This is a genomic window from Persicobacter sp. CCB-QB2 (assembly GCF_001274635.1).
GTDB lineage: Bacteria > Bacteroidota > Bacteroidia > Cytophagales > Cyclobacteriaceae > Persicobacter > Persicobacter diffluens.
Genome location: NZ_LBGV01000001.1, coordinates 655,880 through 670,303, shown reverse-complemented (window position 1 = coordinate 670,303; position 14,424 = coordinate 655,880). Strand labels below are relative to the sequence as shown.

The 14,424-nt window shown below is 42.3% G+C and carries 13 protein-coding genes; 6 read left to right on the top strand and 7 right to left on the bottom strand.

All coding sequences use genetic code 11. The features are described from left to right. Window positions 1-633 precede the first annotated feature (633 nt). The 3 genes from NG22_RS03115 to NG22_RS03105 all read left to right on the top strand — a co-directional run bounded on the left by NG22_RS03115 (window position 634) and on the right by NG22_RS03105 (window position 3,573). Window positions 634-933: a hypothetical protein gene (locus tag NG22_RS03115; RefSeq protein ID WP_053404366.1), complete on the top strand. Its 300-nt coding sequence runs from the start codon at window positions 634-636 to the stop codon at window positions 931-933. Window positions 934-995: 62 nt separating this feature from the next. Next, window positions 996-1,673: a hypothetical protein gene (locus tag NG22_RS03110; RefSeq protein ID WP_157600837.1), complete on the top strand. Its 678-nt coding sequence runs from the start codon at window positions 996-998 to the stop codon at window positions 1,671-1,673. Window positions 1,674-1,941: 268 nt separating this feature from the next. Beyond that, window positions 1,942-3,573: an ABC transporter ATP-binding protein gene (locus NG22_RS03105; RefSeq protein WP_053404364.1), complete on the top strand. Its 1,632-nt coding sequence runs from the start codon at window positions 1,942-1,944 to the stop codon at window positions 3,571-3,573. Between the two features lie 359 nt (window positions 3,574-3,932). On the opposite strand, the gene NG22_RS03100 is transcribed toward NG22_RS03105, so the two are convergent. The 7 genes from NG22_RS03100 to NG22_RS03075 form a co-directional block, all read right to left on the bottom strand. Next, window positions 3,933-4,898, bottom strand: coding sequence for a CPBP family intramembrane glutamic endopeptidase (locus NG22_RS03100; RefSeq protein WP_053404363.1), 966 nt, complete (start codon window positions 4,896-4,898; stop codon window positions 3,933-3,935). Window positions 4,899-5,145: 247 nt separating this feature from the next. Further along, entirely contained in the window at window positions 5,146-6,459 is a 1,314-nt protein-coding gene (locus tag NG22_RS03095; RefSeq protein ID WP_172674310.1) for a BatD family protein, read from the bottom strand. 5 nt (window positions 6,460-6,464) lie between these two features. Beyond that, the gene (locus NG22_RS03090; protein WP_053404361.1) at window positions 6,465-8,219 is read right to left on the bottom strand and encodes a VWA domain-containing protein; all 1,755 of its coding nucleotides are present in this window, start codon (window positions 8,217-8,219) and stop codon (window positions 6,465-6,467) included. A 1-nt stretch (window position 8,220) separates the two neighbouring features. Beyond that, the gene (locus tag NG22_RS03085; RefSeq protein ID WP_253275645.1) at window positions 8,221-9,198 is read right to left on the bottom strand and encodes a VWA domain-containing protein; all 978 of its coding nucleotides are present in this window, start codon (window positions 9,196-9,198) and stop codon (window positions 8,221-8,223) included. Beyond that, window positions 9,188-9,679, bottom strand: a complete 492-nt coding sequence (locus NG22_RS17325) for a DUF4381 domain-containing protein (RefSeq protein ID WP_082305121.1) — start codon at window positions 9,677-9,679, stop codon at window positions 9,188-9,190. Before NG22_RS17325 ends, NG22_RS03085 begins: the two co-directional genes overlap by 11 nt. Further along, complete coding sequence (locus NG22_RS03080; protein WP_053404359.1) at window positions 9,676-10,599, bottom strand: DUF58 domain-containing protein; 924 nt, start codon at window positions 10,597-10,599, stop codon at window positions 9,676-9,678. Before NG22_RS03080 ends, NG22_RS17325 begins: the two co-directional genes overlap by 4 nt. Window positions 10,600-10,629: 30 nt before the next feature. Continuing rightward, the gene (locus NG22_RS03075; RefSeq protein ID WP_053404358.1) at window positions 10,630-11,607 is read right to left on the bottom strand and encodes a MoxR family ATPase; all 978 of its coding nucleotides are present in this window, start codon (window positions 11,605-11,607) and stop codon (window positions 10,630-10,632) included. 137 nt (window positions 11,608-11,744) lie between these two features. Between NG22_RS03075 and NG22_RS03070 the strand changes: the two genes are divergently transcribed. The 3 genes from NG22_RS03070 (at window position 11,745) to NG22_RS03060 (ending at window position 14,081) form a co-directional block, all read left to right on the top strand. Next, a complete protein-coding gene (locus NG22_RS03070) occupies window positions 11,745-12,638 on the top strand; it encodes an IS1595 family transposase (RefSeq protein ID WP_053404357.1) in 894 nt (297 codons plus the stop codon). 61 nt (window positions 12,639-12,699) lie between these two features. Then, entirely contained in the window at window positions 12,700-13,011 is a 312-nt protein-coding gene (locus tag NG22_RS03065; protein ID WP_053404356.1) for a transposase, read from the top strand. Continuing rightward, window positions 12,984-14,081, top strand: a complete 1,098-nt coding sequence (locus NG22_RS03060; RefSeq protein ID WP_157600836.1) for an IS3 family transposase — start codon at window positions 12,984-12,986, stop codon at window positions 14,079-14,081. Before NG22_RS03065 ends, NG22_RS03060 begins: the two co-directional genes overlap by 28 nt. Window positions 14,082-14,424 lie beyond the last annotated feature (343 nt).

Genomic DNA, 14,424 nt, shown 5'->3' with positions numbered 1-14,424 from the left:
ACCTTACCACTCATACTCAACCCCTTACAACTGGAGAGTTCTTTTCCATTTCGTCCTTAAAAACAAAAAACTCCAATCCCCCAAAAAACTCCCGGCTCCCCTCGACTTTCATTTAAAAAGGAAAATCACAATTAGATAAATTCTATTCTGATGCACAACCCTTATAATAAAGCCAATTTTCCACCTGTTTCCTCCCAAAAAAGTATTACTAAAATTGTCCATCAAATGACTTAAAATGGATTTTAACCGCCCACCTCTAAACATAAACTCAAGGGAGTCAGTTTGTTGAAAGAAATAATTCAAATGGCGATATGTGAAAAATTTATATTTAAATCTAAATATAATCTAAACCAGGTGTTGAATTTTAACCAAATACTACGAACTCCATGAGCCATCCCAAAAACCAATGACTGAGTCCACCTCAGTTTTATTCGGCCAATGATCACCCTTCTTGCCCGTATATTTTTGCACTACATAATTCAAAACTTACATCTCAAAGAAAAAACCAAAGGTACATCCGGTGAAGGTCAACTTTCAGGAGCAAAGTGCCTTTCACATATGGGTGCTTAAACATAGGGGCATATGAATTTCTAAACTCAATCGGGAGTACGCCCGGTACAAAAATCTTGACTTATGAATCCAGTGAAGAAAAGTCTGATTACCAGACATATTGGAGATTATTATATAAATGAAGGCCTGAACAAGGAGTATCAGCCAGAAATGGGCGATGTTGCGCTTTTTGAGATCCTTAAAATCGGTAAACATACGGCTTTACAAAATGAATATGGGGTCAATGAAAGCCTGTTTGTGGGGATTACATCCTGGCCACCTTTGGGAATCGATATGCAACTTCTCAGTTTGAAGGCTATGTTCCTGACCAGCCGCAAGAGGTTTACCAAATTCTCGGTCAAGGAGGAGTGGTTGGCAGTTTAAAGTCCGCACATTCCAGATTTAGTAAAGTAGGAAGTACTGATGTCAGAATGATTGGCTATGCGATGAACCCAGCGTCCGACCAGGTGCTTAACACGCGCTATTTCAAATCTCAACCCTATTTATTCAATTCCAGAAAGCATCGCTCCTATAAAGTGATCCTTTCCCTGGGCTCCAGTATGGATTCCGGAAAAACCACCACCGCTGCCTATTTAACCAAAGGTCTAAAAAATATGGGGCAGCGAATTGGTTTCATCAAATTAACCGGCACTGCCTACGACAAAGACCGTAAGCTGGTAGAAGATGCCGGCGCAGATTTGGCTTTGGATTTCTCTCATTTAGGCTACCCTTCGACTTATATGTGCGAGACCATAGAAATATTGAACATCCTGGAAACGCTGCTCAATCAGGTAGAAGAGGTGCAACCCAATACAGTAGTTATTGAAATCGCAGACGGATTACTCCAAAGAGAAACCAAAAACTTAATCAACTGTAAAGAATTCATGAATATAGTAGATGGGGTGATGCTGTCTTGTTATGACTCCCTGGCCATTCTTAGCGGAGTAGAAATATTGAAATCGGTTGGACTACCTCCTTTTGTTTTGAGTGGGATATTCACCTCCAGCCCGTTATTAATTGAGGAAGTGAAAGAAATCATCAATATTCCAGTGCTGAAGCTTAATCATTTTCTGGCTCCGGACAAATTGGCACATATTCTTCCCCAAAGGATTTCTGTACTCTAAAGTCTATTGTAAGGACAATTCACTGCTTCACCCACTACGCTTGCTATGATTCAAAAAGGAGTACGGCCCGATTAAGGGAGCAATTTAGGGAGCACAATTGCAAACTACCAAAGGTTAGCCTTAGTCATTGTTGGTACCCCTGATCAAACTGCTTGTTTGAAAAGACGCAAATCAGGCCTCAAACTCTATATTGCTCTCTGGCAGCTAAAAAACGATTTATTTATGAATAATTCGGCCTAGGTTCAGGCACATTCTTTCATTCCTGATCATGAAATCTTTATTCAAACACCCCTGCCTACAGTTTTTGCTAAGTCGAAAGTGGACTTCAGCCAAAATTGTAGGCCTTGGGATTATTGCAAATTTACTCACCATCATTATTCCGGTGAGTGTGGGAAAGTATTACCAATTGGTGTTTCACTTCAAAGGGCACCGCGTTCGCTTTCTGGATTTCCTGCCCAAAATCTGGTGGGACACCGTACCTAAGTTTATCCTATTCTTTTTTATCCTGGTGAGCGCTCGTTTTCTATTCCAATGGTGGTACCAAAAATTACTGCGCGCAGAAGGGGAATTATTTATCAAAAGTATCAAAGATCAACTCTTTACTCATCAGTTGGCCTTGCCCCTGGAAATTTACCATCAAAAGGGAGTGGGAAAATATTTGCTTCGCTATTCGGGAGATATTCAAAGCCTGAAAAATTTATACCTCAAGGGGAGCCTGGAGGTCACTATCGACTTTTCCATCCTTACGGTAGGGATGTATTGGCTTTTACAGTTACAATTTGAAGGAGGGCTGGCGATTCTCATCATGTCGGCCTTATCTTTAATTGTTATTCGCTACCTGAATAAACAGGTAGAATCCCACTCTCTGGACAAAAGGAATAAGACTTCCGGACAGTTGTCATTTGTCAGTAGAACCCTTCATGGAATGCTTTCGGTGATTATGATGAACAAGCAGGAAGTGGAACAGGAAAAGTATGCTAATCGATCCGGACAAATCAAAAAAGCTGCCGTCTCTTACAACAGCTGGCTGATGTTAAACAAAGGGTACATTCACTTTTTTCAATATACGGCCCTAACGGTGGTCCTTTATCTTTTTTATATTAACACGGACTCCGATGCGGCTACCGGAGGCGGTCCATTGATCTCCTTCATTCTACTCTACATTACCCTTTTACCCGTATTCAGGAGACTATTTGCCTTAGAAACAGTCTACAAATTAGGTCATATTTCACTTAGAAAACTTCAGGATATCTTAAATATCCCCGAAGAAAAACGACTTGAAGGTGCTGCTTTCCCCAGCCATCCAATTCAACTGGAATGGCATTTTAAAGCGCAAGGACAGCACCTTAAACTGGAGAATGGTATTAATCAGATAAGTCTGTCCAACGGACTTTCTCCCTTCCTGTTCACCAAGCATTTGCTGAAAATTCAAATGATAAATGATCTGAAATTACGTCTGAATGAAAAGGCCATAGCGGACTATGCTGCCCAAGGTCTTCGTCAAAATATTGGCGTCGCCTCTTCAGATTTCCCATTACTCGGAAGAACGGTCTATGAAGCCATCACCTATTCTCGTTTGGATTCCATAAAATCCCACACCAGAGAGGTATTGGAAAACATTCAAACGCTTTGTTTACCTCCGGAGGAATGGATGACGCTCTCCACCAATACCGGTGAAAATGGTACGAAAGTCAATCAAAGACAAAGGGAAGTTTTGGCCCTATGCCGTGCGATTCTACAGGAAAAAGCCATCACCCTGGTGTATGGTTTTCAGACCATATCTCCTCCCTTATTGAACGATATCTTAAGCATCCATTTTAAAACAGGGATTTGGTTTTCCATTGGCGAGGCATTCCTCTCCCAGGAGGAAAAAGACATTATTCATAGTTTGAAGAAATAGGTTGGGCTAAGCAGGATTATTCATACTTAAACCCTCGGTTAGCTGAAAGCTTGGGAAAAATGTACGAATTTTCCTGTTTCAAGTTTTCCCTACGAAGCAGATCCATGAGGGGGAAGCAAGCTCACCCAAATTCGGGCTAATTAGCACCAAACAAAAACAACTATAAAAGATTGAAATCGGCTATTGGAGTCAGATTAATGAGTTTAACGATGAATAATTTAGGTAAAGATAGTCGCCCTGGTAAGAGAAAGCACTCAAATCAAAAAGAACATCAATTGGAACTGGGTCTTCCTGTATTTAACCATTCGTAGTTTTATGAGAAAGCGATGCGCATCCTCCTCAGGCCTAAACCATCCGGCTTAATGATCCTGATTAATTTCCATAAAAGGTTGATTAGACAAAGTGGTCGGGGCGATTTTATCATTCATCACCTTCCATTTCCAGCCCAATAGTTTGTACATGATAAAAAAGAAAAGCGTACCCAAAACCAACAGACTGATTAATTCCATCACTGGATCAATTTCCACCTGCTTGAGGACAGAATGGGTCTTAAACACCGACTCCTCAGAAGTCACGAATAAGGACAAGAAAACATTATTAATAGCATGAGCACCGAGACAAACTTCCAGGCCATCGTCCAGAACGGTACAGATTCCGAATAAAAGTCCGAAAAACAAATATTGTGGCATCGTCAGCCAAAAGCCGTAAGCTTCTACTTCCGGATTCATAATATGCATCAAAGCAAATATGGCAGCCGGGATGATCACCACCAGCCATCTGTTCCTGGTCCAAACCCCTACACCCTGAGCTAAATATCCGCGAAATAACAATTCTTCATAGGACGTTTGGAGTGGAATTAAGATGACCGAAACGATCAGTAATGGATAAAACTGGCGCCAGTCAAATTGCCAATGGAAAGCTTCCGGCGTGATGAGCAATTGTCCAACTAAATAGACTAACATGAGGCCTCCCCAAATCCCTACAGCATAAAAAAACCTTTTCCATCGGAAAGTGCCCTGTCCATTGAATAGGTCGTTAAAGGGCTTTTTATGAAAAACTTTGAAAAATAACCATAAACCAAACAAACCCATCACAAAAGAAAATAGCATAATGCCCAAGCCCAGGGTACTTGAAACGCCATAAGCTTCAAAATTCAAAGGATCCGTCATCACTCCACCCTGATTTGCGGACTTCACTCCAATAAGAATCATTAGAGGAATTCCCCCAAGAATCTGGGCAAAAACCACAAAACTCAACAGGCAGGTCAATAAATATCGGAACCATTCATTAGGTCGATTAAAGCTATTTTCAAAAAACTTCATCATTAATAAAGGCAAAAGGAACTATAAAAATTTAAACTTTTTGGAAGTTGGCAAAAAATCTTTTGAGCCCCTAATTTTAACGCGCTGAATTACGCTTTTAATCAAAAATTATAGGGTAATAAGGTAGGAGGGCAACCCTATTTTCCCTCATTATTCTGATTTTTTCACCAAGGCGTGTTAACCCGGATGATTCACCATTAGATATAGGAAATTACACGATGCAAATATAATAAGTGATTTACGGTCAACTTTATGGATTGAAAGGCTTTAAAACCCCCAATCGCCCTCTTTGTTTTTGGTGTACGAGCAATGCCTTCCGTCTTCTTTTTATCGCTTGAAGTAATCGTTTTCGTTGACTTTTAGAAGCCTTATTCTTTTCAAATTCTCTCAATATTTCCTGATCAGCATCCGTCTGCCCAAAGAAGTCCCTCAAGCCACAATACGCTCCCTGCCCAAAAACATTCAGCCATTCATATACTTCTGACTGAAAAGCTTTGACCGAATGCCCTGCCTTGATTTGTCGGAGTAAATAAGGTTCCGAACGCTTATATTGAAGCCAATGAGCCCTTATTTTCTCCCTCCATTTTCGGAGAATTTTGATTGCCTTTGAGAGTAATACTACCAACAACAGACCAGCCACCAAGACCTTCCAGGGCTGATAACCAAACCATAAATGTTCCTTTGGCGCCGCATCAACAAAAGTTGCATTCGCCGCCTGCAGAGAGTCTTTGATGCTGGCCACCATCCCCAAATCCGGATTTGCTGCCACCACTACCTTCTGATCTTTGGTTTTATAATGCTGCACCCGCTGAAGCAAAGGATTCCAATAGGAAATTTCTATGCCATGAATCAGAAATTCCCCTTGGCGATCAAAAAGATATAATGCCCGATCCGTGCGGGAACCATTCACGGATTCATCATCTCTTTCATCCTTGGTGGTCCCTGATTTTGGATATACCGTGGCAAAATCCTCCTTGGGAAATTTCGTCTCCGGAATAAAAATCGGAAGCGTGCCCTGCGCATAGACTTTCACTTTGCGCTCCACCACATCTCCCTGCTTCAATTTAAGCAAGGGCTGATCATATTGCTCCGAAAGCTGCACCCGATTAGCGACAAACCAATTCTCTCCCAGGCCAGCCGGTGTTTCCTTAATTTTAATCACCTTCCCTTTGGCTGTAATTGTGATCGGCTTGCCTTTATAATCACCCACAGGCGGACTGGCAGTTTTAATTTGAATATCCGGAATTTGCAATGCTCCTTCCGCTAAAGGAAAAATCTGATAATAAAATTCCAAACCGGAATATTGCTTACCATTGATATGGAAAATACCCGGAACAGCCCTAAAAAAGGGAACGGCAAAACCATTTTCAATTTGTATGGGCTGAATATCCAATGGATCGGTAAACCAGGTGGCGGTATAAACGGTCACCTTTGCCCGAACCGGTTGCTGTGCATAGGTAGTTTTCCTGCTCAGCGTCAAAGTCGCAAAGGCATCAATTTGTTGTGCATAAGAAGGCACTAATGTCCAGAGGAACAAAAGGACGAACACGCTAAATTTCTTCATCTTTCCTACCATACCTTTTCTCCTGCTTTTACATGAGGATAATCATGAATTTTTTGATATTCAAAACGCCTTTTCAAAAACTCCGAGGGATCGTCTGACACCTCTTTTAATAATATCTGTGAAGGATCCAGCTGAATTTCTTCCCCATCCTGAGGCAAATCCTCCGGATTATCCGCTTCCTCGGCTTTCCGCATTTCCGTCTCGACCTCATCCGTAATCCGATCTCCTTCCCCGGGCAACTCGTCTACTTCCGTATCGGAAGTCAACTCCTCATCCTCCGTCTGCGGCGCTCTTTCCTGAAGCTCTCCCAAACCATCGACCTGCGGAACGATTCCCTGTTTTTCCAAGGCCGCATTCAGGGAGTCAATCTGGTACATCACCTGCTGCGTGCGGGCCAATGCCTCTTCTGCCCCGGCCAAATCCGGATTGAGTTCCAAGGCTTGTTGAAAAGCATCACGCGCCTGCTGATAGCGCCCCATTTTAGAATAAGTCAAAGCCAGATTGTATTTTCCTGTGACGGTACTGTCCATGGCATAAAGCGTGGCTGCAGATTCATAATCGCCCATTTGAAAATAGACTGCTGCCTTATGTGCCATTTCCTCATATTGTTCAACAGCCTCTTCCAGTGCTCCCTGCTGCTCTTTATATTGTGCCTGATAATCTTGACTGTACCACCAATCAGCATATTGGCTATCCGGACTACAGGAGGAAAATAAGAATACGAAAACCCAGCACCATTGTAACACCCAACCTCTGCGAAACCAAAACAAAAGCAATAGCAGCAAAGGCAAACATAACCAATAGCCCTGATCGATCCATTCGTCTTCACTCTCGGTATCATCCAGTTGAAACTCTAAGCTTTCCCGCTGTCTTTTGGCCATGGCTTCCACATCAGAAGGATCCAAAGTTAAGGCATTTACGGTGATCCCTTCATGCATGCCCAACTGATTAAACAGCGACACTGAGCTGGCCGAAAAAACTTCTTTTCTTTGTTTATCTTTTAAAATCGTTCCCTTCCGATAACCCGGAACGGCTCCACCTTTAGAGGTGGCAACCGGCAATATTTCGATCTTATGAATGTTTCCATTGACCCATTTTTTTAATAATTCCCCTTCGTTCTCCTCGAGTTCATCGGTGACGATCATCAGGGTGGAAGGCGCCTGCACATTTTTAAAAACCGTATCGGCCAGGGCCAACATCAATTCTATATTCGTCCCGGGCACAGGCATCACATCAACACTCAAGTTCTCAATCTGCTTTTCCAGAATTTTATAATCCGAGCAGGGAGGTAGAATGATGTGGGGTGTTCCGGCATACACCAACATGCCGGTATTGGCACCCGGAGAGGATTCCAGATAATCATGAATTTTCAGCTTGGCCCTTTCCAAACGGTTAGGCGACAGGTCCTCCACCAACATGGATCGGGACATGTCCAGGGCGATTAAGGTCACGGCCTTGGTCTTACTGCCGGGCACCTCTACTTTCTCCCAAGCCGGACCGGCCAGGGCAAATATGCCAAGCATCATGGTAAGTAAGAATCCCAAAATCGGTAATAGGGACGCCCATTTTTTCCCTTTAGAAAACATGAAATGCTGCAAATGCGGCGCCACTACTTGCTTCCACTTATCGCTTTCACGGTTCAAAAACAATAAGGCCAAAAACACCAAAAAAGCAGGTAGGAAAAGCCACAGCCATTGTGGACGAAGCAGGTGGAATTGCTCCCAGGGAAATGTTATGATCCAGTTTTTGATCTGCTCCATCTTATCTTCGAATAAATTTAAAAAGGGTAACGATCATTGTTAATACCAAAGCAGAGATTAAACTAAAGGCCAATGGGTAAATGAATAGCAACTGCTCCGGTCGGTATTCCTCCTGCTCATACTCCATAGGCTCCAACTCATTCAGTGTTTCATATACTTGTGCCAATTGCTGTTCATCCATCGCCAGGAAATATTGACCACCTGTTTGTTCTGCGATTGCTTTAAGCGTCGCCTCATCCAGATCAGCACTCGGCGCGTTCGGATCACCAATACCCAAAGTGTAAATTGTAACACTGTCTTTGGCCGCAGCTGTGGCCACATCCAAGGGAGAAATTCCGCCCCCACTATCGGCACCATCGGTTAATAATAACATCACTTTATGCTCCAGAGAATCGGCTTGTAGTAATTCATGAGAGAAGCCAATCGCTTTGCCTATGGCTGTCATCTGCCCGGCCATGCTCACTTCTGCCTGTGACAGTAACCAATTAATAATCTCGGTATCAGTCGTCAATGGTGCCTGCAAATAGGCATTGGATCCGAAGAAAACTAGTCCCAAACGATCCCCTTTTCGCTTTTCAATAAAGTCTCCCAATACCTGCTTTACCCCCTCCCAACGCGTGTACATTTTCCCATCCGTTCCGGCCCAATCGCGGGTATCCATACTGAAAGAAATATCTGCCACTACCAGAAAGCTCCGGGAAGTTTTCACTTTCATGTCCGGCTGCCCAACCAATTTTGGATTACTAGCGGCGATCAAAATGCCCACCCAGGAAACCGCCAGTCCAAACCATTGTACCATATTTCTTTTCGAAATCCAGGCACTGTCTTGTGGTTTTACGCCCATCGCCTCTGCGGAACGAAAAAAGAAGGCGCCTTTCAATGCCGTCTTTCTCTTCTTTAAGGGGGGCAGTAGCGCATAAACCAACAGCGGTAAGGGCAATAAAAAGAAGAGCCAGGGGTATGCTATTTCAAAGTTCATGTCCATGAATCCACTTTTTTGATTGTTGAATAAAGGCAGCCACTAAAGGCTTTGTCTGGCTTGAAACCTCCTTTTGGTAAATATGAAAATTGAAAAGGGATAAGGTTTCCTGCTCCGGGAACACTTGATTGCTCATTTTCTGGTTTAAAAAACTTAACCATTCCGGTCCAAATAATGGGGCCACCAAGCCCCGGCCATATGCCGTAATGGCCACCTGTTTTAATAACCGATTGGTATTTTGAATGGCCTCAGGACCATTACCTCCCTGCCGAAACCGGCTTTCTATGTGGCCAAGAGCTTGTAAGGCCTCCCGGCGATACCGATTTTTCCAATATCGGCGCACCATCCTTATTATCAGCCACAGGGCTAATAAACCCATTGCCCCAAAAAGTACCAGCCAGCCAGGAGTAGAAAAATCCTGTTGTACAGCCTCAGGTTTAATCAGATGTCCGATTTCTATTTCAGTCTGACTGACACTCATCGCCCTCTCCTTTCCGTCAATATTTCATTCAACTGCTTTTCCAGGCTATCAATAGTATTAAGGGTCAATACCGGCATGCCATAACGTTCCATTTTTTCCAGGCTCTCGGACAATACGGATTGTTTTGATGCATATTTTTTACCCGCATTTTTTCGGTTCCCATCCCAAAGTAATTGCTTTTTACCATCGGTAATTACCATATCCGAAGCATTCAGCGCCTCATCCATAGGGTCTGAAATATGGACGATGATGACATCATTATGACGCGACAAACGAATCAATCGAGCGTAAGTCTCCTCATTGGCATAATTCATATCCGTGATGAGGGTGATTACAAAATCCTTACTTACGGAGGTCTCTGCCTGATACAAAGCCTGGTTCAGAATGGCCGTATTTTTTTGAAGGCTCGTTTTTTTTGGAAGAGCTAAATTCTTTGCTGCAATCTGATCCAAAAAATACATCAGTGATTTGCGGTTTCGCTTGGGTTGCACATAAGCGATCTGGTCATCATCAAAGACAATTCCTCCGATTCTGTCGCCCTGCTTTAATATTTTAAAAGCGGATATGGCCGCCAGCTGCGCAGCAATAACGGATTTGGTATACCGAACAGAACCAAAAAACATGGCACTGCTCTGGTCACAAATCACAAAGGCAGGACGTTCCTTTTCCTCATTAAAAACCTTGCTGTGCGTCACTTTTGTGCGGGCGGTAACTTTCCAGTCAATATGGCGGATATCATCTCCAGGCACATACCGACGCACTTCCTCAAAGTCCAGTCCTCTTCCCCTTAATTTGGAGGCATGCTTTCCTGCTAACAATGAAAATACCGGTTTCGGAGGTAGAAAGTCTCCCTGATTCACCGCATATTCCATTCTCAAAAGGGCATTTGCCCCTATGGCTACCTCTTCCGGATAATTCATATGAAATGATTTAAGTTCCTAAAAAAGCCATTAGGCAACCGCTACTTTTCGCAGCAGTAAATCCACAATTTCATTCCCGGTCTTTCGATCCGCATTCGCCTCATAGGAAAGACTGATGCGATGTCTCAGGACATCATGCGCTATAGCACGAATGTCCTCCACGGTTACAAAATCACGGCCTTCCATCCAGGCATTCACACGCCCCATAATTTCTAGGCCGATCGTTGCCCGTGGTGAAGCACCTACTTCAATCCAACGGGCCAGATCCTCATCGTACTTTTCAGGCTGACGTGTAGCCATGATGATATCCACAATATATTTTTCGATATTCTCAGCGACCTGCACTTCATTGATTTGTGCTCGGGCTTCCGCAATCACCTGAGGATCTATTTTTTCAACTTTCACCTTGTTCTTCGGGGCAGACTCCGACCGCACCAAGCGCAATACTTTCAACTCATCCTCCGGACTTGGATATTCCACATTCACATGTAAAAGAAAACGGTCCATCTGTGCTTCCGGTAGCGGATAAGTCCCTTCCTGCTCAATCGGGTTTTGAGTGGCCATCACGAAAAAAGGGGCTGGTAACTGATGCGTTGTACCCGCTACCGTCACCTGACGCTCCTGCATGGCTTCCAATAAGGCGGCTTGTACTTTTGCCGGAGCCCTGTTGATCTCATCCGCCAAAATCAGATTATTGAAAATAGGACCTTGCTGGAAAACAAAAGCTTCCTCTCCATCCGGTTGATAAATTTCGGTACCGGTAACATCCGAAGGCAACAAATCTGGTGTGAACTGCACCCTACTCAATCCTAAATCCATGAAGTGGGCCAAGGAGTTAATTGCACGGGTTTTGGCCAAGCCTGGAAGCCCCTCCAACAGCATATTACCATCCGCCAGCAAACAGGCGATGATCCTCCGAACCACTAGCCCCTGACCGATGATAGTACCGTTCATCCGTTCGGCTAACAGATTGATTTGGGAAAGCGTATTATTTTCGATATTGCTCATATATAGACATTTAGCAGTTGCATGTTTAATATAGGCAAAGTGCAATTCGTTCGGAAGTCTGGCAATATTAATATTTAGAGGCCGGTAGGTAAACACATATTAAAATAGGTTGTTATAACTGTAAAAGCCATACAATCATGAAAATTTTCAAGGGACAGGATCTTATTGCCTTTACAACGAAATTCCAATCAGCCTTAGAGTGCCAGGAATATTTAGCGGCACAAAAATGGGACCATGGTTATACTTGTAGAAAATGTGGCCATGGAGCAAGTCAGGTTCGGAAGAATCACTCTCGTACCTGCAATAAATGTAGCCATACAGAATCACCAACGGCAAATACACTTTTTCACAAAGTTAAATTTGGTATTAGAAAGGCATTTTTTATTTGTTTCGAAATGTCTACATCGACTAAGAGTTTTTCTGCCAGATATATGGCTAAAAGGTATTCAATCACCGAAAAAACGGCGAGAATGTTTATGCACAAAGTTCGGGAGGCAATGAAATCAAGTGAACAACATCCGATGCAGGGTACTGTCCACGTTGACGAATTTGTGATTGGAGGAAAGGAAAATGGGAAAATAGGCCGCAGCTATCATACAAAGAAGAAAAAGATTGTTTGTGCCCTTGAATTAACGGAAGATTTAAAAGTGAAACGGATGTATTCGATGAGAATAAAAGACTATTCCAGTAAGGAGTTGAGGCAGATTTTTGATCGTCATATATCACCAAATGCAAAGGTTACAGCAGATGAATGGAGAGGGTATGATCCAATTGCTGAAGATTATTCATTGACCCAGATTAAAAGTGAAAATGGGATGAATTTCAAAGCATTACACACGATGATTCATCAGGTAAAATCTTGGGTTCGAACAACCTTTTCATGGGTGAGCAAAAAGCACGTAGATCGGTATTTAAGTGAATTCAATTACCGATTAAATCGCTCACAAACAAAAGAAACGATCTTCCATAATCTGATTTCGAGAATGGTTAGGTCAGAAAAAATTTACCAGACCCAAATTTTATGCATTTAACTACTGATTCCGCCCCGTAAATAGTCGGACTTAAATTTTTTTTTACAATATTTGAAATCCGATGAAAAGAGTAACACGAACCAAGGAAGAGAAGCTAGCTATTCTAAAAGAATGCGAGGAAAGAGGAGTAGAAGAAACTCTAAGTAAGTATGGAGTTTATCCAGCCACCTATAAAAATTGGGTGAAAAAATATGAAACCATGGGAGAGGCAGGTTTCACTCGCGGGATGACTATACCTCAATTAAAGGAGATAAAGCGTCTTGAGAAAGAGAATGCTCTATTAAAGGAAATCATCGCTGAAAAGGAGCTTGAATCCAAAATGAAGGATGAGCTGCTAAAAAAGAAATATCCTCAGACGAAAGGGCGGAAATAGCACGAAAATACACTGGTCTGGGGCTAAAACGAGATAAAGCTATTTTGATTGCCCAAATAACAAAACACAAATACTATTACCAGCCTACTAAAGAACGTAAACATATAGGCAGAAAAGCCACTACTACAACCCAAAGGGGGCATTCGGTAGTGCCCAATGAGGATGTAATAGGGCAAATTAAGTGCTTAAAAGAAGATCCAATCACTGATTATGGTTATCGTATGATGACCAGTCAATTGAAGCTTGAAGGATATAATATTAATCATAAAAAGGTTTTCCGTTTGATGAAGGAAGCAGATTTACTGCAGGAAAAAAGAAAGGTTAGTGATAAAAATTACGTCAAATATCGCTGTGTATGCCCAGAACGCCCATTGCAGGTTTTAGAAATGGATATTAAAATGGTTTGGGTAACAGAGCATAGGCGTCATGCTTATATATTAAGTATTATTGATACATTTACAAGAGTAATTTTAGATTGGTCGGTTGGCTATCAAATGGATCAAAAAATGGTTATTAAAGCCTGGGAGAGGGTAATAGAGAACTATTTGCAACCAAATGACTTATTGAAACAGGATCTTCATGTTGAATTAAGGAATGATAATGGATCTCAGTTTAGCGCTAAAAGCGTTCAAGAATTTTTAAGGGAAAATAGTGTTCATCAAACCTTTACACATCCTTATACGCCTCAGGAGAATGGCCATATTGAAAGTTTTCATAGCATTCTTAAGAAGGGCTTGGGACAAGAGCCATTTTGGAACTTAGAGGAATTAAGAGAAAGGTTAGAAGTGTTTTATGAAAAATATAACAATGTTAGATTACATGGGTCAATAGCTCATCTTAGTCCCAATTTGTTTTGGAAAGCGTGGGAATATGATTTGATTGAACGCACAGTAATAAACGAGCGAAAGGTGAAATTTAGACTTACAGTACCCCATAGTCAACTTTCGGGGATTATGAGTCAGAGAGAAGTTCTTTGCTCAAATATGCCGACCCTAAATGGGGAGGGATATTTGAATGAGGATGTGAATGGGCCCAACACTCCAAATTCATTACAACCTTCGGTAAATTAATCGCCGTCGATCGTTCTTTGCTAACACAAACTTATAATGGAAAAATAGACCTCACAAGAGGCAAAATCAAAAAAGTCCGAAAATATGGGGGCTAAACCACTACCGACCTCTATTAATATTTTGGGGTAGTTCGAAATTCGAATATGAAGATCAAAACGGAAGATTACAAAGGTAGTTATGCAGATGAGGACTTTTTGTCGTATTCAGTCAACAATTCGTCCCATTTAGTCAAACGCAATCCTTACAGATGAAGCATTTCTGGGCAGCGCTTCTGAAGTCAGCCATAAACATTAAATCTATATAACATCGCTTCTATCCCTTTTTCCGTCCAAAAGAATATTTT

Bases quoted from the DNA above. Each gene is read 5' to 3' on its own strand.
- NG22_RS03100 (WP_053404363.1), bottom strand. From the start codon at position 4,898: ATGATGAAGTTTTTTGAAAATAGCTTTAATCGACCTAATGAATGGTTC.
- NG22_RS17325 (WP_082305121.1), bottom strand. From the start codon at position 9,679: ATGAGTGTCAGTCAGACTGAAATAGAAATCGGACATCTGATTAAACCT.
- NG22_RS03090 (WP_053404361.1), bottom strand. From the start codon at position 8,219: ATGGAGCAGATCAAAAACTGGATCATAACATTTCCCTGGGAGCAATTC.
- NG22_RS03115 (WP_053404366.1), top strand. From the start codon at position 634: ATGAATCCAGTGAAGAAAAGTCTGATTACCAGACATATTGGAGATTAT.
- NG22_RS03105 (WP_053404364.1), top strand. From the start codon at position 1,942: ATGAAATCTTTATTCAAACACCCCTGCCTACAGTTTTTGCTAAGTCGA.
- NG22_RS03085 (WP_253275645.1), bottom strand. From the start codon at position 9,198: ATGAACTTTGAAATAGCATACCCCTGGCTCTTCTTTTTATTGCCCTTA.
- NG22_RS03070 (WP_053404357.1), top strand. From the start codon at position 11,745: ATGAAAATTTTCAAGGGACAGGATCTTATTGCCTTTACAACGAAATTC.
- NG22_RS03110 (WP_157600837.1), top strand. From the start codon at position 996: ATGAACCCAGCGTCCGACCAGGTGCTTAACACGCGCTATTTCAAATCT.
- NG22_RS03080 (WP_053404359.1), bottom strand. From the start codon at position 10,599: ATGAATTATCCGGAAGAGGTAGCCATAGGGGCAAATGCCCTTTTGAGA.
- NG22_RS03095 (WP_172674310.1), bottom strand. From the start codon at position 6,459: ATGAAGAAATTTAGCGTGTTCGTCCTTTTGTTCCTCTGGACATTAGTG.
- NG22_RS03075 (WP_053404358.1), bottom strand. From the start codon at position 11,607: ATGAGCAATATCGAAAATAATACGCTTTCCCAAATCAATCTGTTAGCC.
- NG22_RS03065 (WP_053404356.1), top strand. From the start codon at position 12,700: ATGAAAAGAGTAACACGAACCAAGGAAGAGAAGCTAGCTATTCTAAAA.